This is a genomic window from Pseudomonas flavescens (assembly GCF_013408425.1).
GTDB classification, from domain to species: Bacteria; Pseudomonadota; Gammaproteobacteria; order Pseudomonadales; family Pseudomonadaceae; genus Aquipseudomonas; species Aquipseudomonas fulva_A.
The window spans coordinates 4,402,191-4,425,301 of the sequence record NZ_JACBYV010000001.1; the positions used below are offsets into that span (position 1 = coordinate 4,402,191).

The window sequence follows — 23,111 nt, forward strand, 5'->3', positions numbered from 1 at the left end:
TGCGGCACTTGCCGCGCTGCCCTGCAACCGTTCGCGGAGAAACCTGCTCATGCAACGTACCGACACCCCGAGCCTGCGGCTCATCAATCGCATCGCCAAGGTCAGTGCCTGGGTGGGCGGCATAGCCCTGATGGGCTCGGCCCTGATGATCAGCATCGACCTGCTATTGCGCCGCCTGTTGGGCTTTTCCATGGGCGGCGCTGACGAGATCGCCGGCTACGTACTGGCCATCGTCAGCGCCTGGGCGTTCCCCATCGCGCTGCTCAAACGCTCCCACCTGCGCGTGGACATCATCTACTCGCGCCTGTCGCTCAAGCCCAAGGTCGGCTTGGATCTGCTGGCACTGGCTGGCATGGCGCTGTTCGTCGGCACGCTGCTGTTCCATGTCGGCGGGGTGCTGTGGGATTCCATCGCCTATCGCTCGATTTCCACCACGCCGCTGCAGGTGCCGCAGTGGATTCCCCAGTCACTGTGGTTCGCCGGGTACCTGTTCTTCGCCACCACCATCCTGGTGCTGGCCTACAACAGCGTGATTCAGCTGCGTCAGCAACGCTGGGCGGCGGCCAACGCACTGATCGGCATCAACTCCGTCGAGGAGGAGATCGAGGAAGAATCGCACTCCGGCCGCCCTCACGACATTACCCGGGAGGGCCGCTAAATGTTGGCTTTCACCCTTATCGTGCTGCTGGGCCTGCTCGGCCTGAGCGTCGCTGCGGCGGTCAGCGTGGGCCTGCTGGGCATGTCGCTGGCCGAGCTGTTCTCGGCGCTGCCATTGAGCAACGCCATGGGCGAAATCGCCTGGAGTACCGGCGCCGAATTCCTGCTGGTGGCCATTCCGCTGTACATCCTGATGGGCGAGTTGCTGGTCTGCTCGGGCGTGGCCGGGCGCATGTACAGCGCCGCCGACAAGTGGCTGTCGTGGCTGCCAGGCGGCCTGATGAACTCGAACATCGGAGCCTCGGCACTGTTTTCCGCCACCAGCGGCTCCAGCGTGGCCACGGCGGCGACCATTTCGACCATCGCCCTGCCGGAGCAGGAGCGCAAAGGCTACCCGGCACCGCTGTTCCTCGGTTCCATCGCGGCGGGCGGCACTCTGGGCATCCTGATTCCGCCGTCGATCAACATGATCCTGTTCGCGTTGATCGCCAACCTCTCGGTACCCAAGCTCTATCTGGCGGCGACCATTCCCGGCCTGCTGCTGTGCGTGATGTTCGTGGCGATGATCGTGATCACCTGCATGATCTGGCCGAAACTCGGCGGCACCCGGCAGCACGCCACCTGGGCCGAACGCCTGGCGAGCATCCCCGACCTGCTGCCGCCGCTGGCGATCTTCGTGCTGGTGGTCGGCGCCATCTACAGTGGTTTCGCCACCGCCAGCGAGTCGGCGGCACTGGGTGTGCTGGCTGCGTTCGGCCTGGGCCTGTGGCGCCGGACCTTCACGTTGCAGAACCTGAGCCAGGCATTCGAATCCACCATGCGCACCAGCGGGATGATCATCTTCATCACCCTGTCGGCGTTCTTCCTCAACTTCGTACTGTCGGCCATCGGCCTGACGCCGACGCTGGTCAGCTTCGTCACCGACCTGGACATGTCACCGATGGCCACGCTGCTGGCGATCATCCTGTTCTACATCGTGCTCGGCTGTTTCATGGATACGCTGGCGATGTTGATCACCACCGCGCCGCTGGTGGTGCCGGTGATCGTGGCGCTGGGTTTCGACCCTTTGTGGTTCGGGGTGATCCTGATCGTGCTCTGCGAGATGGGGCAGATAACACCGCCGTTCGGCATGAACCTGTTCGTGGTGCAGAGCATTCGCAATAAAGGCAACTTCATGGATGTCATCTATGGGGCGTTGCCGTTCTGCCTGGTGCTACTGTTACTTATCGCGCTATTGATCCTGTTCCCGCAACTTGCACTGTGGCTTCCACAATTCGCGTGACGCTATTGATACCTGCGCGATACACGAATACTAACTGGACAAATTAAAACGACTGATTAGTTAAGATACGCTGCAAAAGGACTTGCACTATTACCCATCTTATTTCGCGACGCCGATCAGAAACCCTGCCGGCCACCACAGCCCACTCACTACAGCCCGCCCAACCCGCGGCGGCGCTCGGCTGCCTGAGCGCTTACAAACGGCTGAAATTTGCAAGACAATAACGCGCTAAATCGCGTTACTTATTGGTGCGTGCGCGCCATGGAAGTGCATTGAGCATCACTATCTGCGGTTTTTATCAGCCTAATAAAAACATTGAATCCGACTCTTCTGGTAGTGCCGTTGACACTCGATGGCAATGAGAAAAGAATCAATCACCGCGTATGACAACATACGACTAATAACAAAAAGGTGATACATGCCCGCCTATTTCATCACGGCCAACGCTGCCGTATCGGACACTTTCACGAGTGCCGAAAACAATGATCAAGCAACTTCCTTACTTCGCTCATCTGCCCATTCGCTGGAGAGAGCACCGTGAAAAACATTCTGACTATCTACTTCACCGCGCTGAAAGTGCTGATCGTTTCCAGCCTGGTGTGTATCACCCTGTTGATCTTCTTCAACGTCGTCCTGCGCTACGGCTTCAACTCCGGGCTGTTCTTCAGCGAGGAGATCTCGCGGCTGGCATTCGTCTGGCTGGTGTTCGCCGGGGCCCAGTTGATGCTCCATGAGAACGGCCATATCGGCGTCGATATCGTGACCAGTCGCGTATCGCCAACCGTCGGCAAATACCTGCTGCTGCTCACCCAGGTGCTGATGCTCTACGTCACCTGGCTGTTCCTGGAGGGCAGCTGGAAGCAGACGCTGATCAACCTGCATGTCGGTGCGCCATCGACTGGCGTGTCCATGGCGCTGTTCTACGGCGCAGGGCTGGTGTTCTCGGTGCTCAGCGCTGCGCTGATCACCATGCAGATGATCGACAACCTGAGAAAACCCGCGGGTAGCTACAAGCCGCAGACCGCCGAACCCGACACCCATGTCGCACCCACCACCCAAGCAGGGGTACTGAAGTAATGGCCCTCACCGTCTTCGTCGGCGTGCTGATGGCCGCCATCCTAATCGGCGCCCCCATCGCCTACGCCCTGATTCTCTGTGGCGTGGCCCTGATGTGGCTGCTGGGGTTGTTCGATGGGCAGATCATCGCGCAGAACATCATCAACTCCGCCGGCAGCTTCCCCCTGCTGGCCATTCCCCTGTTCATCATCGCCGGTGAGGTGATGAACAGCGGCGGGCTGTCCAAACGCATCATCAACCTGGCCATCGCCATGGTTGGCCACCTGCGTGGTGGCCTCGGCTACGTGACCATCTTCGCGGGCGTGTTGCTGTCCAGCCTGTCTGGCTCGGCACTGGCCGACGCGGCTTCGCTGACCGCGCTACTGCTGCCGATGATGGTCATCGCCGGCTACAACAAGAACCGCTCCGGTGGCCTGATCGCTTCGGTCTCGGTGCTTGGCTCGATCATCCCGCCGAGCATCGGCTTCGTGGTGCTGGGCGTGGCGTCCGGCCTGTCGATCACCAAGCTGTTCCTCGCCGGCATCGCTCCGGGGCTGATGATCGCCGTGGCGCTGTGCGTGGCCTGGTGGCTGGTATCACGCCGCGACACCGACGTGAAGCTGAGCCCCAAGGCATCCGGCAAGGAGCGCGCCAAGGCCTTCGTCGACAGCATCTGGGCGCTGATGCTGCCGGTGATCATCGTCGTCGGCCTGCGCTTCGGCGTGGTGACGCCGACCGAAGCGGGCGCCGTGGCCAGCGTCTATGCGCTGCTGGTTTCCGCACTGGTGTACCGCGAGCTGAACCTCAAGGACCTCAACGCGCTGCTGCTGCGCGCCGGCAAGACCACCGCAGCGGTGATGTTCCTGGTCGCGGCGGCATCGATCCCGGCGTGGATGATCACCATCGCCGACATTCCCGGCCAGATCATCGACCTGATCGCGCCGGTGATGGACAACCCGAAGCTGCTGATCCTGGTGCTGATGCTGCTGATCCTGGTGATCTCCATGGTCATGGACCTGACGCCCACCGTATTGCTGCTCGCGCCGATCCTGGTACCGGTGGTGACGGCGGCGGGTATCGACCCGATCTATTTCGGCGTGCTGTTCATGATCAATTGCTCCATCGGCCTGATCACCCCGCCCGTGGGTACGGTGCTCAACGTCGTCTGCGGTATCGGACGAATGCGCTACGAAGCGCTGCTCAAGGGCACCTTCCCGTTCCTGATCGCCGAAATCATCGTGCTGTTCCTGCTCGTCGCCTTTCCGCAGCTGGTCACCGTGCCGGCCGAATGGTTCGCCAAATAACAACAACCACAACAAGGATTCCATCATGAAGATGAAATTGACCGCACTCGCCGCGTTGCTCTTCGCCAGCAGTTTGAGCTTCGCCGCCGAGTACAACTCGCACACCATCAAATTCGCCGCCACCAGCCCGAAGGGCACTCCGCCAGCCATCGGCATGGAACTGTTCGCCAAGAAAGTCAGCGAGCGCAGCGGCGGCAAGATCAAGGTGCGCACCTTCCCCAATGGCGTGCTGGGCGGCGACGTGCAGGTACTGTCGTCGCTGCAGGGCGGGGTGATCGAGATGATGACCTGGAACGCCGGGCTGATGCTCAACCACGTCACCGACTTCGGCATCCTCGACTTCCCGTTCCTGTACACCGACACCGCCAAGGTCGACGCCATGCTCGATGGCGAAGTCGGCAAGATGCTCACCGACCAGTTGCCGCAGCAGAACCTGGTCGGCCTGGCGTTCTGGGAGCTGGGGGTGCGCAACCTGACCAACAACAAGCGCCCGGTGGCGAAACTCGAAGACATCGCCGGCCTGAAGATCCGCGCGCAGCAATCGCCGCTGTTCCTCGATGTGTGGTCGGCACTCGGCGCCAACCCGACGCCGCTGCCGTTCACCGAAGTGCACACGGCGCTGGAGACCGGCACGGTCGACGGGCAGGAGAACCCGGCCGCGCTGATCCTCGCCTCCAAGTTCAACGAGGTGCAGAAGTACCTGAGTCTCACCCATCACAACTACAACCCGCAGATCGTCCTGATCGGCAAGACCTTCTGGGACACGCTCAACGACGACGAGAAGAAGCTGATCAGCGAGGTGGCCATGGAGGTGCGCCTGGAGCAGCGGCAGATCTCCCGCGAAGCGGACAGCAAGGCTATCGCCGAACTGGAAGCGTCGGGCATGACGGTGAACGCGCTGCCGGATGAAGAAGTCGCCCGTATCCAGGAAAAGATCCGCCCGGTCGTCGACAAGTACGCCGCCAAGATCAATCCCGAGCTCGTCAAGAAAGTCTACGAGGCCATGGACGTCGCCCAGCCCTGAACACCTGTTCATGATCTTCCGCCCCCAGGTTCGTCGATTTTGGTAGCCAAGGGGCGGGAGCTGACGGCTGATCGCCCCTTGTGGGAGCGGGCCATGCCCGTGATTTCGCGGGCATGGCCCGCTCCCACAGGTACTGCATCAATGGCTACTTCTGCCTTGGAGCTGCCACGTCATGCACACAACGATCGTGAACAGTCCCTAAGCACCGCAGCGTCGCTGCACGAACAAGCGCGCCCGATCGCTCGGGCGCGTTCTGCCTGTCATAGAGGAAACCCATGAAAATTTCGGTCGCGCAGATACACCCCATTCCCGGCAACCCGACCCAGACCATCGAGAAAGTCGCCGAGCTGTCACGCCAGACGGCACTCGAAGGCTCGCGCCTGATCGCCTTCCCAGAATGCCTGCTCACCGGCGGCTCGTTCGACAGCCGTGAAGATCTGGAGCGTGGCGCTATCGATATCGAAGCGCTGGCCCCGCTGCTGGCCGTGAGCGCGGAGACGGGTATCTACATCATCGCCGGCTTCTACGAACGCCGCCCGGACGCCATCTTCAACACGGCAGCGCTGATCGGCCCCGAAGGTGTCGTGGGCCTGCATCGCAAACGTCACCTGCCGTTCATGATCGGTGACCGCTTCACCGATACCCCGGATGAGTGGACACCGCCGGTGTTCGATACCGAGATCGGTCGCATCGGCATGGCCATCTGTTATGAAATCCGTTTCCCGGAAGTGGTACGCACCCTGGCCCTGGAAGGCGCCGACATCGTCGTGTTGCCGGCCGCCTGGCCAGAGCAGGCGCGCATGCTGCCGGACATCTTCAGCACCGTGCGGGCAGCCGAGAACATCGTCTACTTCGTGGCCCCGAACCGTAACGACATGGATGGCGGCATGCAGTTCATCGGCATGAGCCACATCATCGAGCCGTCCGGCAAGACGCTGGTACGTGCTGGCGCGGAAGATGGTGTGTTCACCGTCGAGATCGACGTCGAGAAGGCCCGCAACAAGTCGCTGATCCGTGAACCCGGCGTGTTCGAAGTGCATCCCTTCCGCGATCGCCTGCCCGATACCTACCGCATCTGAGGTGACCCGATGACCAGCACGCTCAAACAGTTGATGGCCCGCTCGCACACCTACGGCATGAACATCTACGGCACGTCGTCGATGGCCATCGAGGTGGCGGGCAACTGGGGCCTGGATTTCGTTTTCATCGATGCCGAGCACACTTCGCTGGGTGTCGACCGCGACATGGAAAAGCTCATCCTGGCAGCCAAGTGCTCGGGTATTCATAGCCTGGTGCGGGTACGCGGCACCCTCGAGTGGGATATCCGCAAGGCGCTGGAAATGGGCGCTTCGGGGGTGATCATTCCGCAGGTGCACAACGCCGAGCAGATGCGCACCATCATCCGCTACAGCAAATTCCCGCCCATGGGGCGCCGTGGCGGTGACAGCTCGGTGCGCTCGGCCAACTACGCAGGGCCGAACTTCGACTGGGGCAGTTATACCCAGGCAGAGAATGAACGCAGCGTGATCGTACCGATGGCGGAGAGCTACGAGTTCTTCGACAACATCGACGAGATCCTCGACGTCGAGGGTATCGACGCCGTGCACTTCGGCCCAGCCGACTACTCCCTGTCGCGCCAATTGCCAGTCGACTATCGACTGGGCAACCCTGAAGTGCTGCAACGCCTGGAGCTGCTGATCGAGAAATGCCACGCCCGCTCGATACAGGTCATGGTGCCCTGCTTCCCCGCCGACGGCGAAACCGCCAAACGCCTGCTCGAGATGGGCAGCGACATGCTGCTTATGGGCAGCGACCTGTCCTGGCTCAACCAGGGCGGGCGCAGCATCGCTGCGGTCAAGGAACAGCTGCAATAACCGAGTAAAGCGCCAAACAACGAAGCCCGCATAAAGCGGGCTTCGTCGTTTTAGAGAAACGGGCCATTGCAGGAGCCGGCTTGCCGCGATGCTCTTGACCGCAGCTCGCCAGCAAGCTGGCTCCTACACGTGCTCCGTAGCCTGGGCTGGCGACGCGAAACCTGGCGCGCTATCCGTAGGGTGGAAGACGCTTCACCCTTCCACCACTGCCCCACGCGCAGGACGACCTGCTGTAGGAGCCAGCTTGCCGGCGATGCTCTTGATCGCGGCTCGCCAGCAAGCTGGCTCCTACACGTGCTCCGTAGCCTGGGCTGGCGACGCGAAACCTGGGGCGCTATCCGTAGGATGGAAGACGCCCCACCCTTCCACCACTGCCCCACGAGCAGGACAGCCTGCTGTAGGAGCCAGCTTGCTGGCGATGCTCTTAACCGCGGCTCGCCAGCAAGCTCGCGCCTACGTGCGGGCCGCCACAGCCTTTTCTGGCGCCGAAAAGACGAAACCCCAGACCTCTGTCGAGATCTGGGGTTTCTGGTAGAAGCTTGACGATGACCTACTCTCACATGGGGAGACCCCACACTACCATCGGCGATGCATCGTTTCACTACTGAGTTCGGGATGGGATCAGGTGGTTCCAACGCTCTATGGTCGTCAAGCAATCCGGTTGGGGAGTCGATGTTTAGGTCGCTTCCCCGAATTGGGTATGTGATATCAGTTGGTATTGCGTGTTCTTGCAAATTTTCGGCATTACTGTCGACTTCTACCGTCTAACAGCCAAATTGTTTGGGTGTTATATGGTCAAGCCTCACGGGCAATTAGTACTGGTTAGCTCAACGCCTCACAACGCTTACACACCCAGCCTATCAACGTCGTAGTCTTCGACGGCCCTTTAGGGAACTCAAGGTTCCAGTGAGATCTCATCTTGAGGCAAGTTTCCCGCTTAGATGCTTTCAGCGGTTATCTTTCCCGAACATAGCTACCCGGCAATGCCACTGGCGTGACAACCGGAACACCAGAGGTTCGTCCACTCCGGTCCTCTCGTACTAGGAGCAGCCCCTCTCAAATCTCAAACGTCCACGGCAGATAGGGACCGAACTGTCTCACGACGTTCTAAACCCAGCTCGCGTACCACTTTAAATGGCGAACAGCCATACCCTTGGGACCGGCTTCAGCCCCAGGATGTGATGAGCCGACATCGAGGTGCCAAACACCGCCGTCGATATGAACTCTTGGGCGGTATCAGCCTGTTATCCCCGGAGTACCTTTTATCCGTTGAGCGATGGCCCTTCCATACAGAACCACCGGATCACTAAGACCTACTTTCGTACCTGCTCGACGTGTCTGTCTCGCAGTCAAGCGCGCTTTTGCCTTTATACTCTACGACCGATTTCCGACCGGTCTGAGCGCACCTTCGTACTCCTCCGTTACTCTTTAGGAGGAGACCGCCCCAGTCAAACTACCCACCATACACTGTCCTCGATCCGGATAACGGACCAGAGTTAGAACCTCAAGGTTGCCAGGGTGGTATTTCAAGGTTGGCTCCATGAGAACTGGCGTCCCCACTTCAAAGCCTCCCACCTATCCTACACAAGCAAGCTCAAAGTCCAGTGCAAAGCTATAGTAAAGGTTCACGGGGTCTTTCCGTCTAGCCGCGGATACACTGCATCTTCACAGCGATTTCAATTTCACTGAGTCTCGGGTGGAGACAGCGCCGCCATCGTTACGCCATTCGTGCAGGTCGGAACTTACCCGACAAGGAATTTCGCTACCTTAGGACCGTTATAGTTACGGCCGCCGTTTACCGGGGCTTCGATCAAGAGCTTCGCGTTAGCTAACCCCATCAATTAACCTTCCGGCACCGGGCAGGCGTCACACCCTATACGTCCACTTTCGTGTTTGCAGAGTGCTGTGTTTTTAATAAACAGTCGCAGCGGCCTGGTATCTTCGACCGGCATGTGCTTACGGGGTAAACCCTTCACACTCACCGGCGCACCTTCTCCCGAAGTTACGGTGCCATTTTGCCTAGTTCCTTCACCCGAGTTCTCTCAAGCGCCTTGGTATTCTCTACCTAACCACCTGTGTCGGTTTGGGGTACGGTTCCTAATTACCTGAAGCTTAGAAGCTTTTCCTGGAAGCATGGCATCAACCACTTCATCGTCCTAAAGGACAACTCGTCATCAGCTCTCGGCCTTGAACGCCCGGATTTACCTAAGCATTCAGCCTACCACCTTAAACACGGACAACCAACGCCGTGCTGGCCTAGCCTTCTCCGTCCCTCCATCGCAGTAATTAGAAGTACGGGAATATTAACCCGTTTCCCATCGACTACGCATTTCTGCCTCGCCTTAGGGGCCGACTCACCCTGCGTCGATTAACGTTGCGCAGGAAACCTTGGTCTTTCGGCGTGGGAGTTTTTCACTCCCATTGTCGTTACTCATGTCAGCATTCGCACTTCTGATACCTCCAGCAAGCTTCTCAACTCACCTTCACAGGCTTACAGAACGCTCCTCTACCGCTCATCCTAAGATGAACCCGTAGCTTCGGTGTATGGTTTGAGCCCCGTTACATCTTCCGCGCAGGCCGACTCGACTAGTGAGCTATTACGCTTTCTTTAAAGGGTGGCTGCTTCTAAGCCAACCTCCTAGCTGTCTAAGCCTTCCCACATCGTTTCCCACTTAACCATAACTTTGGGACCTTAGCTGACGGTCTGGGTTGTTTCCCTTTTCACGACGGACGTTAGCACCCGCCGTGTGTCTCCCGTGCTGACACTTGCTGGTATTCGGAGTTTGCATCGGTTTGGTAAGTCGGGATGACCCCCTAGCCGAAACAGTGCTCTACCCCCAGCAGTGATACACGAGGCGCTACCTAAATAGCTTTCGAGGAGAACCAGCTATCTCCGAGCTTGATTAGCCTTTCACTCCGATCCACAGGTCATCCGCTAACTTTTCAACGGTAGTCGGTTCGGTCCTCCAGTTAGTGTTACCCAACCTTCAACCTGCCCATGGATAGATCGCCCGGTTTCGGGTCTATACCCAGCGACTAAACGCCCTATTAAGACTCGCTTTCGCTACGCCTCCCCTATTCGGTTAAGCTCGCCACTGAATATAAGTCGCTGACCCATTATACAAAAGGTACGCAGTCACAGAACAAGTCTGCTCCCACTGCTTGTACGCATACGGTTTCAGGATCTATTTCACTCCCCTCTCCGGGGTTCTTTTCGCCTTTCCCTCACGGTACTAGTTCACTATCGGTCAGTCAGTAGTATTTAGCCTTGGAGGATGGTCCCCCCATATTCAGACAAAGTTTCTCGTGCTCCGTCCTACTCGATTTCATTGAAAAGAGATTTTCGTGTACGGGGCTATCACCCACTACGGCGGCACTTTCCAGAGCCTTCCACTAATCTCAAATCAACTTAAGGGCTAGTCCCCGTTCGCTCGCCACTACTAAGGGAATCTCGGTTGATTTCTTTTCCTCAGGGTACTTAGATGTTTCAGTTCCCCTGGTTCGCCTCATGCACCTATGTATTCAGTGCATGATACCCAGCTTATGCTAGGTGGGTTCCCCCATTCAGAGATCTCTGGATCACAGTCTGTTTGCCGACTCCCCAAAGCTTATCGCAGGCTACAACGTCTTTCATCGCCTCTGACTGCCAAGGCATCCACCGTATGCGCTTCTTCACTTGACCATATAACCCCAAGCAATCTGGTTACTGTCTATAACGTGAAGACGACATTCGCCGAAAATTTGCACTTGAGAACAACGCAAATTTTACCTTGACCAGATCAATTACCAGTGAAAGTAATCAATCAGTCACTTCTATCACATACCCAAATTTTTAAAGAACGATTTTTCTGACTGGTCAAAGACCAGAAATCAACACTCTTCTGCCTAAACAGGAATGCTCATTTCTGAACTCTAATTCACATCAACAACGGCTGTAAGTGGTGGAGCCAAGCGGGATCGAACCGCTGACCTCCTGCGTGCAAGGCAGGCGCTCTCCCAGCTGAGCTATGGCCCCAAATACTTCCAAGGCCTGCACCCTCAACAATTGGTGGGTCTGGGCAGATTCGAACTGCCGACCTCACCCTTATCAGGGGTGCGCTCTAACCAACTGAGCTACAGACCCAATCGTCTTTCGCAATGAATCAAGCAATTCGTGTGGGTACTTATGAGAAGCTGGGATCTTCGATTAAGGAGGTGATCCAGCCGCAGGTTCCCCTACGGCTACCTTGTTACGACTTCACCCCAGTCATGAATCACACCGTGGTAACCGTCCTCCCGAAGGTTAGACTAGCTACTTCTGGTGCAACCCACTCCCATGGTGTGACGGGCGGTGTGTACAAGGCCCGGGAACGTATTCACCGTGACATTCTGATTCACGATTACTAGCGATTCCGACTTCACGCAGTCGAGTTGCAGACTGCGATCCGGACTACGATCGGTTTTATGGGATTAGCTCCACCTCGCGGCTTGGCAACCCTTTGTACCGACCATTGTAGCACGTGTGTAGCCCTGGCCGTAAGGGCCATGATGACTTGACGTCATCCCCACCTTCCTCCGGTTTGTCACCGGCAGTCTCCTTAGAGTTCCCACCATAACGTGCTGGTAACTAAGGACAAGGGTTGCGCTCGTTACGGGACTTAACCCAACATCTCACGACACGAGCTGACGACAGCCATGCAGCACCTGTGTCTGAGTTCCCGAAGGCACCAATCCATCTCTGGAAAGTTCTCAGCATGTCAAGGCCAGGTAAGGTTCTTCGCGTTGCTTCGAATTAAACCACATGCTCCACCGCTTGTGCGGGCCCCCGTCAATTCATTTGAGTTTTAACCTTGCGGCCGTACTCCCCAGGCGGTCAACTTAATGCGTTAGCTGCGCCACTAAAATCTCAAGGATTCCAACGGCTAGTTGACATCGTTTACGGCGTGGACTACCAGGGTATCTAATCCTGTTTGCTCCCCACGCTTTCGCACCTCAGTGTCAGTATCAGTCCAGGTGGTCGCCTTCGCCACTGGTGTTCCTTCCTATATCTACGCATTTCACCGCTACACAGGAAATTCCACCACCCTCTACCGTACTCTAGCTTGCCAGTTTTGGATGCAGTTCCCAGGTTGAGCCCGGGGCTTTCACATCCAACTTAACAAACCACCTACGCGCGCTTTACGCCCAGTAATTCCGATTAACGCTTGCACCCTCTGTATTACCGCGGCTGCTGGCACAGAGTTAGCCGGTGCTTATTCTGTCGGTAACGTCAAAACAGCAAAGTATTAATTTACTGCCCTTCCTCCCAACTTAAAGTGCTTTACAATCCGAAGACCTTCTTCACACACGCGGCATGGCTGGATCAGGCTTTCGCCCATTGTCCAATATTCCCCACTGCTGCCTCCCGTAGGAGTCTGGACCGTGTCTCAGTTCCAGTGTGACTGATCATCCTCTCAGACCAGTTACGGATCGTCGCCTTGGTGAGCCTTTACCCCACCAACTAGCTAATCCGACCTAGGCTCATCTATTAGCGCAAGGCCCGAAGGTCCCCTGCTTTCTCCCGTAGGACGTATGCGGTATTAGCGTTCCTTTCGAAACGTTGTCCCCCACTAATAGGCAGATTCCTAGGCATTACTCACCCGTCCGCCGCTGAATCAGGGAGCAAGCTCCCGTCAACCGCTCGACTTGCATGTGTTAGGCCTGCCGCCAGCGTTCAATCTGAGCCATGATCAAACTCTTCAGTTCAATACTGCATTGGGTTTTGAGAAAACCCTAAACTTGGCTCAGCAATCGCAAACCCCTCTATCGCTAGAGAGTTAACTCTCGAATTAACGAGTGTTTACTTGTGATGCTGATAATCTTGCGATCACTCAGTCTTAACCCACAAGCACCCACACGAATTGCTTGATTCAGTTGTTAAAGAACGTTTGGTTAAGTCTTTCGTCTCAACCGAGGCGCGCATCTTACAGCAGCCTCATTTCCTGTCAAGCTGTTTTTGAAGAACTTTTTCTTTCTTCTCAACACCTTGCAGCGCCCCACCAGATCATCTTCTCTCCAGCGGGAGGCGCATTCTACAGCGTTACAAACCGCTGTCAACACCCTCTTTACCGCCTTCGATCAAACCTGATCGAACCATCAACAGAACCACTCAAACCACCCTGTCGATGCCGGCGCATTCTACTCGAATTCGCCGTCCGTGCAACCTTTATTTTCGTCTAACTCATTGTTTAGCAAGGAGTTTTCAGATCAGGCCGCGCCGGAAGTGGTGCGCATTATAGGCCCCCACGAAATCAGGTCAAGGGCTTATTTCATCCAATTGCAATAAAACCGCTCAGTCGGCTTTCCCTCTATATAAGCAGCAGCTCAGAAGCCGCTATCTGAGTCCCAGGCGCTTGGCCAGGCGCTGCAGGTTGGCACGGTCCATATCCAGTTCGCGGGCTACATCGGCCCAGCGCCCGGCATGGCGAGCCAGTGCAGCCTCTATAAGGCGCCGCTGGTAGTCATCCACTGCATCGCGCAGCCCTAGGCCAGCGCTCGACGCTTCGGCAGCATCGCTCACGGGGCGCTCTTCTTGCCCTGGAGTCACGGTGGATGGATGCAGGTCCAGTGCGCGGCTATCGATGGTGAGTATCTGCGGGCGTTCCACGCAGGCCGACAACGCCTTGATGGCCGCGCGGCCGATCAGGTGCTCCAGTTCCCGGACATTGCCCGGCCAGTCATGCTGCAACAGGGTTTTCTGAGCATCGGCCGCGAGACGCAGGCTACGCAGCCCAAGCCGTGCCCGGTTATCTTCCAGGAAGTAGCCGGCGAGTAGCAGCACATCGCGCCCCCGCTCGCGTAGTGCCGGCACCTTGAGCGGGTACACGCTAAGGCGATGATAGAGGTCGGCGCGAAAGCGCCCGGCGCGCACTTCTTCGGCCAGGTCACGGTTGCTGGCGGCCAGCACCCGCACGTCCACACGGTGCTCGCGGTCCGAGCCTACCCGTTGTAGCTGGCCACTCTGCAGCACCCTCAACAGCTTCGACTGCACGGCAAGCGGTAGCTCGCCCACCTCATCGAGAAACAGGGTGGCGCCATCGGCCACCTCGAATTTGCCACGCCGCTCACTGACAGCCCCCGAGAATGCCCCACGGACATGACCGAACAGCTCGCTCTCCACCAAGGTATCGGGCAACGCCGCACAGTTGATGCTGACCATCGGCCGCGATGCACGCGCGGATGCCGCATGCAGTGCTTCGGCGACCAGTTCCTTGCCCACACCGGTTTCGCCACTGATGAGGACGGTCAGGTCACTGCCGCCGACCAGCGCTATCTCCTGAAGCAGGGCCTTGTGCCTGGAGCTCTGACCGATCATCTCCCGGGGGCGCACGGCGTCGGCCGCCTGCTTATAGAGTTCGGCGCGGCGCTGTTCGTCCTCCACGCGCCCCATCAGCAGGCTGATCCGCTCGGCGGCAGCCACCGTCGCGGCGGCCAGGCTGGCGAAAGCCTCCAGCATGCCGAGGTCGACACGGCCAAAGCTGCTCGACTGCAGCGAGTCCAGAGTCAGCAGCCCCCAGAGCTGCTCCTTTATATAGAGCGGACAACCCAGGCAGTCATGAACCTCGAGATGGCCATGCTGCCCGTCGAGCAGCCCATCATAAGGATCGGGCAGTTCGCAGTCTGCGGCGAAGCGGGTGGGGCCACGGTGCTGCAGCAACTCGTGCAAACGGGGATGCTCGCTCACCTTGAAACGCCGGCCCATGGTATCGGCACTGAGCCCCTCCACCGAGAGCGGCACCAGCACGTCGCCATCGAGCCTGAGCAGTGCCACCGCATCACAGGGAAACAGCTGCCGCAGCGCAGCAAGCAGCCGACGATAGCGCTCGCTTTCGGGTAGTTCACGGGACAGGTCATCGACCAATGGCAGCAGAGAGACAAGCAGGGGGCTGGAGGTCATAAAGACACCAAGAGAGTCATATAGACGCTAAATAGAACGGGTCGAAAAGACTCATAGCACGCGCAAGCCCAGCAATCCAGCGGCTTTGCGAGTTGGCACGGGATCTGTAATGACCAAGGCAACCAATCTTCATGCCTTGCGACAGGAACCATCACCATGCTGACCAGCCAACAACGCACCCTTATCAAAGCCACCGTCCCATTACTGGAAACCGGCGGTGAAGCGCTGACCCGACACTTCTACGCCATGATGCTGAAGGAGTATCCCCAGGTTCGCCCGCTGTTCAACCAGGCCCACCAGGCCAGCGGCGACCAGCAACGTGCCCTGGCCAACGGCGTGCTTATGTACGCCCGGCATATCGACCAGCTCGAAGCACTCGGGCCGCTGGTGGGCCGCATCGTCAACAAGCACGTGGCCCTGCAGATCCTGCCGGAACATTACCCCATCGTCGGCACTTGCCTGCTGCGCGCCATTCGCGAGGTACTGGGCGAGGAGATCGCTACCGATGAGGTGATCGACGCCTGGGCTGCCGCTTACGGGCAGTTGGCAGACATTCTGATCGGTGCCGAGGAAAGCGCCTACCGCGAACACGAGCAGGCGCCGGGCGGCTGGCGTGGTTCGCGGGACTTCAAGGTGGTGGCCAGAACCGTGGAAAGCGAGGAGATCACCTCCTTCCATCTGGCGCCCGTCGATGGCGGTGACGTGCTGGTTCAGCAGCCCGGCCAGTACATCGGCCTGCGCCTGATCATCGATGGCAAGGAGCAGCGCCGCAACTACTCGCTGTCCGCGCGGGGCAACGGCCGTGAGTACCGTATCAGCGTCAAGCGCGAGGCAGGCGGCAAGGTCTCCAACTACCTGCACGACCACGTCCAGGTCGGCGATACCCTGGAGCTGTTCCCGCCAGCCGGTGACTTCGTGCTGCGTCAGTCGGACAAGCCTCTGGCGCTCATCACTGCAGGCGTGGGCATCACGCCGGCACTGGCGATGGTCGAAGCAGCCCGCGAAAACGGACGCCCCATCCACTTCATCCATTACGCGCGCCATGGCGGTGTACATGCCTTCAGGCAATGGATCGAAGAACAGAGCCGCGACTACCCGCAGATCAGCTATCGGTTCTGCTACAGCGCGCCGCGCGATGGCGACAGGCCACACGGCCAGGGCGTGATCAGCCGCGAGCAACTGGCCGGCTGGCTGCCTGGAGAGCGCGACATGGATGCCTACTTCCTGGGTCCGAAACCCTTCATGGCTCAGGTGAAGCGTCACTTGCGGGAACTCGGCGTACCAGCGGAGCAGTGCCACTACGAGTTCTTCGGCCCGGCCTCCGAGCTGGATGCCTGACGCGCGCTTACTAATAGAAGCGGGTCAGATCACTCCCTGACGGCGTAGCGCCTCGATCTGGCTGACGTCCAGCCCAAGCACTTCGGCGAGGACGCGTTCGGTATGCTCGCCCAGCAGCGGAGGTGCCTGGCGGTACTCCACCGGGCTGGCCGACAGGCGCAACGGGCTGGCTACCTGCGGCGTGCTACCGGCCAGGGGGTGTGGCAGATCGATACGCAAACCGCGGGCGATCACCTGAGGGTCGGCGAAGACCTGCTCAAGGTCGTTGACCGGCCCGCACGGCACACCTGCCGCCTCCAGCAGGCCGACCCACTCGACCGTGGTGCGGAACACCGTGGCCTGGCGGATCAGCGGGATCAGCTCGGCACGATGGGCGACGCGCTGACCGTTGCTGGCGAAACGTGGATCGACACCCCACTCGGGATGCCCGGCCACGTCGCAGAACTTGCGGAACTGGCTGTCATTGCCAACCGTGAGGATCAGGTCGCCATCGGCGGTGGGGAACGCCTGATAGGGGACGATATTAGGGTGAGCATTACCCAGGCGCTTCGGCGACACACCGGTGGTCAGGTAGTTCATCGCCTGATTGGCCAGGCAGGCGACCTGCACGTCGAGCAGCGCCATGTCGATGTGCTGGCCTTCACCGGTCTTTTCCCGGTGGGCCAGGGCGGCCAGCACGGCGACCGTCGCGTAGAGCCCGGTAAGGATATCGGTGAGCGCGACGCCGACCTTGACCGGCCCACCGCCCTCCCCGCCATCGGGCTGGCCGGTGAGGCTCATCAGCCCGCCAAGCCCCTGGATCATGAAGTCGTAGCCGGCCCGCTTGGCATAGGGGCCGCTCTGGCCGAAACCGGTGATGGAGCAGTAGATCAGCCGTGGGTTGATCGCCTTCAGGGTGGCGTAGTCCAGCCCGTAGGCAGCCAGGCCGCCGACCTTGAAGTTCTCGATGAGGATGTCCGACTTGCCTGCCAGCTCGCGCACCAGGCGCTGCCCTTCCGCCTGTGTGAAGTCGAGGGTCAGCGACTGCTTGTTGCGGTTGGCCGACAGGAAGTAGGCCGCTTCGCTGGTATCGCGCCCCTCATCGTCGCGCAGGTAGGGCGGGCCCCAGTGGCGGGTGTCGTCGCCGACTTTCGGGCGTTCGACCTTGATCACCTCGGCGCCGAGGTCGGCGAGGTTCTGCCCGCACCAGGGCCCGGCGAGCACGCGGGACAGGTCGAGCACACGGAGATGGGAAAGAGCACCGGACATCGCGGAGGCCTCGTGCAAGCGTGACGCGGAGCGTCACCGGCGGCGTTCCCACGCGGACGGTTCGACGCCTCGACATGGGAACGATCAACAGTCAGAAGAACGCCTGGATCCCGGTCTGCGCGCGGCCGAGGATCAGCGCGTGCACGTCATGGGTACCTTCGTAGGTGTTCACCACCTCGAGGTTGACCAGATGACGGGCCACGCCGAACTCGTCGCTGATGCCATTGCCGCCGAGCATGTCGCGAGCCATGCGGGCGATATCGAGCGCCTTGCCACAGCTGTTGCGCTTCATGATCGAGGTGATTTCCACCGCAGCGGTGCCTTCGTCCTTCATTCGGCCCAGGCGCAAGCAGCCTTGCAGGGCCAGGGTGATCTCGGTCTGCATGTCGGCCAGTTTTTTCTGGATCAACTGGTTGGCAGCCAGCGGGCGACCGAACTGCTGACGGTCCAGGGTGTACTGACGCGCGGTGTGCCAGCACGCCTCGGCGGCCCCCAGCGCTCCCCAACTGATGCCGTAGCGGGCAGAGTTGAGGCAGGTGAACGGGCCACGCAGACCACGTACGTCAGGGAAGGCGTTCTCTTCGGGACAGAACACGTTGTCCATGACGATCTCGCCGGTGATCGAGGCGCGCAGGCCGACCTTGCCATGGATCGCCGGGGCCGACAGCCCTTCCCAGCCCTTTTCCAGCACGAAGCCGCGGATCTCGCCGGCGTCATCCTTGGCCCAGACCACGAAGACATCCGCGATAGGCGAATTGGTGATCCACATCTTGCTGCCGCTCAGGCGGTAGCCGCCGTCGACCTTCTTCGCCCGGGTGATCATCGAGCCCGGATCGGAACCGTAGTTCGGCTCGGTGAGGCCGAAGCAGCCGATGTATTCACCGGTGGCCAGTTTGGGCAGGTACTTCTGCTTGGTGGCTTCGTTGCCGAATTCGTTGATCGGCACCATCACCAGGGACGACTGCACGCTCATCATCGAGCGGTAGCCGGAATCCACACGTTCCACTTCGCGGGCGATCAGGCCGTAGCACACATAGTTGAGACCACTGCCGCCATAGGCTTCGGGGATGGTCGCGCCGAGCAGACCGGTGTCTCCCATCTCACGGAAAATCGCCGGGTCGGTCTTCTCATGACGGAAGGCCTCGAGAACCCGCGGCGCCAGCTTGTCGGCGGCGAACTGCTCGGCGCTGTCGCGCACCATGCGTTCTTCTTCGGTGAGTTGCTGATCGAGCAGCAGCGGGTCGATCCAGTTGAAGCTTGCCTTGGCGGCCATCGCAGAATCCTCGTGCATGAACAGGTCTTGTTGGGCTTAGCCTAGGCAGCTAGCCGCCTCTCGGCAAACGAGTAATTCGCACGCAGTTGTGCACCATGCTCACTCCGAGATAGCCTGAACAGCCTATAAAAGCACCGATTAGTGAGGTGTTCGCATATATGCGCCGCAAGATCCCCAGCACGGCAGCGTTGATCGCCTTCGAGGCCTCGGCACGCCATCAAAGCTTCACTCGCGCAGCGGACGAACTGGCGCTGACTCAGGGCGCCGTTTGCCGGCAGATCGCCGGGCTGGAGGCGTTTCTTGGCGTGGAGCTGTTCCGCCGTTCGCGAAGGGGCGTAGTGCTTACCGAAGCGGGCACTGCCTATGCTGGCAAGGTCGCCGCCCAGCTCGATGCCGTGGAGCGCGACACCCTTGCGCTGATGGGGGCTCAGGGCGCCATGAGCCTGGAGCTGGCCGTGGTGCCGACCTTCGCCACCCAATGGTTGCTGCCACGGTTGGCGGATTTCCAGCGCCTGCACCCGGAGGTCACCGTGCACCTGACCAACCGCACCCGCCCTTTCCTGTTCGCCGATACCGGTTTCGACGCAGCGATCTACTTCGGCGACGGCGACTGGTCAGGCACTGCGGCGTACTTTCTGATGCACGAACACCTGATGCCGGTGTGCAGCCCCGCGCTGCTCGACGGTGGCGCGGTGAGCGCCGAGCGGATCGCCGAACTGCCGCTGCTGCAGCAGAGCACACGGCCTTACGCCTGGCGCCAGTGGTTCGCAGCGCAGGGGCTGAATGTCGGCCGCGACATGACCGGCCCGCGTCTGGAGTTGTTCTCGATGCTCGCCCAGGCGGCCTGCCACGAGATGGGCGTGGCGCTGATTCCACCGTTCCTGATCCAGCGCGAGCTGGCCGACGGCAGCCTGGTGGTCGCCCTCGACAGACCGGTGCCGGACAACGGCCGCGCCTATTACCTGACCGTACCGGAGCGCAAGGTCGAGTCCGCGGCGCTCAAGGCCTTCCGTGACTGGTTGTTGGTTGAGGCCCGGCACTATGGGGCATCGGCCTGAGCGGCGCGGTGGGGCAGCGAAGGAAGGCGGCGCCGGTCGACTTGCAGGGCTGAAGCCCACCAACTGTCGGCCTCAGCGCCCCGATGACGAATGCAACTGCACGCCTGATCGGAGGAAGCCGCACGTGTGCGGCAAATGCAGTATCCTGCGTGTCGTTCTTGACCACTGCCAGAACCGCCTTGTCTCTAATCACCTCCAGCAAAAGTCTCGTTTTCCGGATCATCGCGCTGATGCAGCGCCATCCCGGAGCGATTGCCATATTCGGTTTTCTGTCCGGGTTGGCGAGTTTCGTACTGGTCGACCGCCAGGCCGGGCTGGCCAAGGTGCTGGCTCTGGTGCTGCTGGTCAGCTGGCTGTGGCTCATTCTGGAAAACGTGCTGCGCGAACGCATCGCCGCCCGCTTCGGCTTCGAGCTACCGCGCCCGCTGCTGCGCTACGCCACGCAGATGATCCACCAGGAAAGTCTGTTCTTCGTCCTGCCGTTCTTCTTCATCACCACCACCTGGAACAGCAGCCAGGCCCTGTTCAGCGGGCTGTTGGCCGCGGCGGCGCTGGTCTCAATCACCGACCCGCTCTACTACCGGTGGCTGGCACCACGGCGCTGGATCTTTCTCGCCTATCACACCCTGGCGCTGTTCGCGGTGATGCTCACGGCGCTGCCGATCATCTTCAAGCTCAACACCACCGAGAGCTATCAGTATTCGCTGGCGGCCGCCGTGCTGCTGTCGTTCCCCAGCCTGTTCAGCATCATCACCGTACGCAAATGGTGGCGCGGCCTGCTGCTGGTCGGCCTGACCCTGGCTATTGGCGCATTTGGCTGGGTAACCCGAACCTGGGTGCCGCCGGCCACGTTATGGCTGACCGAGGTGGCGATCACCACCGAGTTCGACAACCAGAACCGCTCGCCCGGCGAAGGGGTCGATCAATTGAGCGCCAGCCAGCTGCGCAGTACGGGTATCTATGCCTACACGGCGATCAACGCCCCGCGCGGCCTCGATGAGCGCATCTATCACGTCTGGGAGCACAACGGCCAGGAGCTGGAGCGCATCGCACTGGATATCCACGGCGGTCGCGAGAAAGGCTATCGCGCCTGGACGCACAAGAAGAACTTCCCGCAGGACGTGGAAGGTGACTGGCAGATCCAGGTGCTCACCGACGCTGGCCAGATGATCGGCGTACTGCGTTTCGAAGTGACACCCGACGCCACTGCACAGACGGGCAATCAAGGAGGATTGAATGAACCGCTACCTGAGCAGCCCCCTGCTGCTGATCCTGACGCTGACGATCAGCGCCTGTGACTTCAATGCCGTTCCAGTGGATGAGGAGCGCGAACTGCTGCTCGCCGACCGGGACTTCGCTCATCTGCGCAAGGGCCGGGGCGGCCACTACAGCAAGAACGTGCAATACCTGACACGCACCGTCGAGCTGAGCTACACCCACAACACCGACGACAATTTCTACCTGTACAGCGCCGTGACCATCTACCCCACGGCTGGCGATGCACTGGTCAGTGGCTATGCGGGTAATTTCGGCGCCAGCTACTCATTGAAGAGCAACGGCCTGGAAAAGCGCGCGCTGGCCCTGAGCCCAGGCCACGCCAAGGACTCCAGCCTCGATTTGCTCACCAGAGGCGGCGAGCCGGTCGGCAATCTGTTCTTCACCCGGGTGGCGAACAAGAGTGTGTTCATCCTGTTCACCGGGGTGTACTTCGAGCAGGCCGAGCAGTTCGAGGACTTCATCGCCCCGCGCCTGCAGCGGATACACGACTTCAAGCCGCGTGACCCGCTGGTGACCTGGGCCGGAGGCCTGTTCGGCGGCAGCTCTCAGCCGAAGAACCAATAGCACACGGCGATCGCGGCGACCACGCCGGAGAACTCGGCCAGCAGCGCACAACCCACGGCGTGCCGGGCACGCTGAATGCCCACCGCGCCGAAGTAGACGGCCAGCACGTAGAAAGTGGTCTCGGTACTGCCCTGAATGATTGCCGCAGCCAGAGCCGGAAAGCTGTCGACGCCCTGGGTCTGCATGGTTTCGATCAGCATGGCCCGCGCCGCGCTTCCGGAGAATGGCTTGACCATGGCGGTCGGCAGCGCGTCGACGAAGCGGGTATCCCAGCCGCCCCAGGCGACGATCCAGCGGATGCCGTCGAGCGCCAGCTCCAGAGCACCGGATGCACGCAGCACACCCACCGCGCAGAGCATCGCCACCAGATACGGCAGCAGGCTCTTGGCCACGTCGAAGCCTTCCTTGGCCCCTTCGATGAATTGCTCGTAGACCTGCACCTTGCGCAGCGCTCCGATCACCACGAAGGCGATGATGATGCCGAACAGCGTCAGGTTACCGAGCAGCGATGACAGGGCTGCCAGGGCGGTGGCGGACATGCCGGCGAGCATCGCCATGAAACCGCCGAGCAGCAGCGCGCCGGGAATCATGTAGGCCAGCACGACCGGGTCCCACAGACGCAGGCGCTGCATGATGGCCACGGAAAACAGGCCGACCAGGGTGGAAACGCTGGTCGCCAGCAAAATCGGCAGGAACACCAGCGTCGGGTCCGGCGCACCTTGCTGGGCGCGGTACATGAAGATGGTCACGGGCAGCAACGTCAGCGACGAGGCATTGAGTACCAGAAAGAGAATCTGTGCGTTGCTCGCCGTGGTGCTGCTGGGGTTGAGTTCCTGCAGGGAGCGCATGGCCTTGAGACCGATGGGCGTGGCCGCGTTGTCCAGCCCCAGGCCGTTGGCGGCGAAGTTCATGGTGATCAGGCCCAGGGCCGGATGGCCGCGCGGCACTTCAGGCATCAAGCGTGCGAACAGCGGGCCGAGCACACGCGCCAGGGCGTCCACAAGCCCGGCTTTCTCAGCGATGCGCAACAGGCCAAGCCACAAGGTCAGCGTACCGAACAGCAGTACCATCACCTCGACGGACAGTTTGGCCATGGCGAACAGGCTTTCCACCATCGCCCCGAACACCGCCGGATCGTCAGCCAGCAGCCAGCGGCTGAGCCCTGCTACCGCCGCTACCACGAAAAAGCTCAGCCACAAGCCGTTGAGCATAAGTCACCCCCTAGAACATAGCGGCTGAT

Annotated in this window: 15 protein-coding genes, 2 tRNA genes and 3 rRNA genes; 11 read left to right on the forward strand and 9 right to left on the reverse strand. The window is 60.1% G+C overall.

Annotated elements, in window-relative coordinates:
• The first annotated feature begins 49 nt into the window (after positions 1 to 49).
• The 7 genes from FHR27_RS19730 to FHR27_RS19760 all read left to right on the forward strand — a co-directional run bounded on the left by FHR27_RS19730 (position 50) and on the right by FHR27_RS19760 (position 7,197).
• Positions 50 to 658, forward strand: coding sequence for a TRAP transporter small permease subunit (locus FHR27_RS19730; protein WP_042552906.1), 609 nt, complete (start codon positions 50 to 52; stop codon positions 656 to 658).
• Positions 659 to 1,939, forward strand: a complete 1,281-nt coding sequence (locus FHR27_RS19735; protein ID WP_179539354.1) for a TRAP transporter large permease — start codon at positions 659 to 661, stop codon at positions 1,937 to 1,939.
• Between the two features lie 537 nt (positions 1,940 to 2,476).
• Positions 2,477 to 3,016, forward strand: coding sequence for a TRAP transporter small permease (locus FHR27_RS19740; protein ID WP_179539355.1), 540 nt, complete (start codon positions 2,477 to 2,479; stop codon positions 3,014 to 3,016).
• Entirely contained in the window at positions 3,016 to 4,299 is a 1,284-nt protein-coding gene (locus FHR27_RS19745) for a TRAP transporter large permease (protein WP_042552903.1), read from the forward strand. Before FHR27_RS19740 ends, FHR27_RS19745 begins: the two co-directional genes overlap by 1 nt.
• Positions 4,300 to 4,324: 25 nt before the next feature.
• Positions 4,325 to 5,323 (forward strand): TRAP transporter substrate-binding protein, encoded by a 999-nt coding sequence (locus FHR27_RS19750; RefSeq protein WP_179539356.1) that lies wholly within the window; start codon positions 4,325 to 4,327, stop codon positions 5,321 to 5,323.
• A gap of 275 nt (positions 5,324 to 5,598) precedes the next feature.
• A complete protein-coding gene (locus tag FHR27_RS19755; protein WP_179539357.1) occupies positions 5,599 to 6,402 on the forward strand; it encodes a carbon-nitrogen hydrolase family protein in 804 nt (267 codons plus the stop codon).
• A 9-nt stretch (positions 6,403 to 6,411) separates the two neighbouring features.
• Complete coding sequence (locus tag FHR27_RS19760) at positions 6,412 to 7,197, forward strand: HpcH/HpaI aldolase family protein (RefSeq protein WP_042552900.1); 786 nt, start codon at positions 6,412 to 6,414, stop codon at positions 7,195 to 7,197.
• A gap of 537 nt (positions 7,198 to 7,734) precedes the next feature.
• On the opposite strand, the gene rrf is transcribed toward FHR27_RS19760, so the two are convergent.
• From rrf to norR, 6 genes are all read right to left on the reverse strand, one after another.
• Positions 7,735 to 7,850: ribosomal RNA gene (gene rrf / locus FHR27_RS19765) — 5S ribosomal RNA — on the reverse strand.
• 138 nt (positions 7,851 to 7,988) lie between these two features.
• Positions 7,989 to 10,879 (reverse strand): 23S ribosomal RNA (locus tag FHR27_RS19770).
• A gap of 257 nt (positions 10,880 to 11,136) precedes the next feature.
• Positions 11,137 to 11,212, reverse strand: a tRNA-Ala gene (locus FHR27_RS19775).
• 31 nt (positions 11,213 to 11,243) lie between these two features.
• Positions 11,244 to 11,320: transfer RNA gene (locus FHR27_RS19780), tRNA-Ile, on the reverse strand.
• A 64-nt stretch (positions 11,321 to 11,384) separates the two neighbouring features.
• Positions 11,385 to 12,921 (reverse strand): 16S ribosomal RNA (locus FHR27_RS19785).
• The 16S, 23S and 5S rRNA genes sit together here with 2 tRNA genes alongside, the layout of an rRNA operon.
• Positions 12,922 to 13,549: 628 nt before the next feature.
• Positions 13,550 to 15,112: a nitric oxide reductase transcriptional regulator NorR gene (gene norR / locus FHR27_RS19790; RefSeq protein WP_179539358.1), complete on the reverse strand. Its 1,563-nt coding sequence runs from the start codon at positions 15,110 to 15,112 to the stop codon at positions 13,550 to 13,552.
• 156 nt (positions 15,113 to 15,268) lie between these two features.
• Between norR and hmpA the strand changes: the two genes are divergently transcribed.
• On the forward strand, positions 15,269 to 16,450 hold the full coding sequence (gene hmpA / locus FHR27_RS19795) for an NO-inducible flavohemoprotein (protein ID WP_179539359.1): 1,182 nt from the start codon (positions 15,269 to 15,271) through the stop codon (positions 16,448 to 16,450).
• Positions 16,451 to 16,474: 24 nt separating this feature from the next.
• On the opposite strand, the gene FHR27_RS19800 is transcribed toward hmpA, so the two are convergent.
• Both FHR27_RS19800 and FHR27_RS19805 read right to left on the reverse strand, forming a co-directional pair.
• On the reverse strand, positions 16,475 to 17,698 hold the full coding sequence (locus tag FHR27_RS19800; RefSeq protein ID WP_042555980.1) for a CaiB/BaiF CoA transferase family protein: 1,224 nt from the start codon (positions 17,696 to 17,698) through the stop codon (positions 16,475 to 16,477).
• A 91-nt stretch (positions 17,699 to 17,789) separates the two neighbouring features.
• Positions 17,790 to 18,971 (reverse strand): acyl-CoA dehydrogenase, encoded by a 1,182-nt coding sequence (locus FHR27_RS19805; protein WP_179539360.1) that lies wholly within the window; start codon positions 18,969 to 18,971, stop codon positions 17,790 to 17,792.
• A 158-nt stretch (positions 18,972 to 19,129) separates the two neighbouring features.
• On the opposite strand from FHR27_RS19805, the gene FHR27_RS19810 reads away from it, so the two are divergent.
• From FHR27_RS19810 to FHR27_RS19820, 3 genes are all read left to right on the forward strand, one after another.
• The gene (locus tag FHR27_RS19810; protein WP_179539361.1) at positions 19,130 to 20,029 is read left to right on the forward strand and encodes a LysR family transcriptional regulator; all 900 of its coding nucleotides are present in this window, start codon (positions 19,130 to 19,132) and stop codon (positions 20,027 to 20,029) included.
• Positions 20,030 to 20,217: 188 nt separating this feature from the next.
• The gene (locus tag FHR27_RS19815) at positions 20,218 to 21,327 is read left to right on the forward strand and encodes a DUF2914 domain-containing protein (RefSeq protein WP_264650101.1); all 1,110 of its coding nucleotides are present in this window, start codon (positions 20,218 to 20,220) and stop codon (positions 21,325 to 21,327) included.
• A complete protein-coding gene (locus FHR27_RS19820) occupies positions 21,266 to 21,871 on the forward strand; it encodes a hypothetical protein (protein WP_257026956.1) in 606 nt (201 codons plus the stop codon). Before FHR27_RS19815 ends, FHR27_RS19820 begins: the two co-directional genes overlap by 62 nt.
• Here the strand turns inward: FHR27_RS19820 and FHR27_RS19825 are convergent.
• Positions 21,853 to 23,082 carry a nucleoside recognition domain-containing protein gene (locus FHR27_RS19825; RefSeq protein ID WP_042555976.1) on the reverse strand — a complete coding sequence of 410 codons (1,230 nt, stop codon included), beginning with the start codon at positions 23,080 to 23,082 and terminating at the stop codon, positions 21,853 to 21,855. The genes FHR27_RS19820 and FHR27_RS19825 overlap by 19 nt on opposite strands.
• Positions 23,083 to 23,111 lie beyond the last annotated feature (29 nt).

What these genes read in the sequence shown, in the direction of transcription:
- FHR27_RS19730 (WP_042552906.1), top strand. Translation starts at nt 50, where the DNA reads ATGCAACGTACCGACACCCCGAGCCTGCGGCTCATCAATCGCATCGCC.
- FHR27_RS19735 (WP_179539354.1), top strand. Translation starts at nt 659, where the DNA reads ATGTTGGCTTTCACCCTTATCGTGCTGCTGGGCCTGCTCGGCCTGAGC.
- FHR27_RS19745 (WP_042552903.1), top strand. Translation starts at nt 3,016, where the DNA reads ATGGCCCTCACCGTCTTCGTCGGCGTGCTGATGGCCGCCATCCTAATC.
- FHR27_RS19750 (WP_179539356.1), top strand. Translation starts at nt 4,325, where the DNA reads ATGAAGATGAAATTGACCGCACTCGCCGCGTTGCTCTTCGCCAGCAGT.
- FHR27_RS19755 (WP_179539357.1), top strand. Translation starts at nt 5,599, where the DNA reads ATGAAAATTTCGGTCGCGCAGATACACCCCATTCCCGGCAACCCGACC.
- FHR27_RS19760 (WP_042552900.1), top strand. Translation starts at nt 6,412, where the DNA reads ATGACCAGCACGCTCAAACAGTTGATGGCCCGCTCGCACACCTACGGC.
- norR (WP_179539358.1), bottom strand. Translation starts at nt 15,112, where the DNA reads ATGACCTCCAGCCCCCTGCTTGTCTCTCTGCTGCCATTGGTCGATGAC.
- hmpA (WP_179539359.1), top strand. Translation starts at nt 15,269, where the DNA reads ATGCTGACCAGCCAACAACGCACCCTTATCAAAGCCACCGTCCCATTA.
- FHR27_RS19800 (WP_042555980.1), bottom strand. Translation starts at nt 17,698, where the DNA reads ATGTCCGGTGCTCTTTCCCATCTCCGTGTGCTCGACCTGTCCCGCGTG.
- FHR27_RS19805 (WP_179539360.1), bottom strand. Translation starts at nt 18,971, where the DNA reads ATGGCCGCCAAGGCAAGCTTCAACTGGATCGACCCGCTGCTGCTCGAT.
- FHR27_RS19810 (WP_179539361.1), top strand. Translation starts at nt 19,130, where the DNA reads ATGCGCCGCAAGATCCCCAGCACGGCAGCGTTGATCGCCTTCGAGGCC.
- FHR27_RS19820 (WP_257026956.1), top strand. Translation starts at nt 21,266, where the DNA reads ATGAACCGCTACCTGAGCAGCCCCCTGCTGCTGATCCTGACGCTGACG.
- FHR27_RS19825 (WP_042555976.1), bottom strand. Translation starts at nt 23,082, where the DNA reads ATGCTCAACGGCTTGTGGCTGAGCTTTTTCGTGGTAGCGGCGGTAGCA.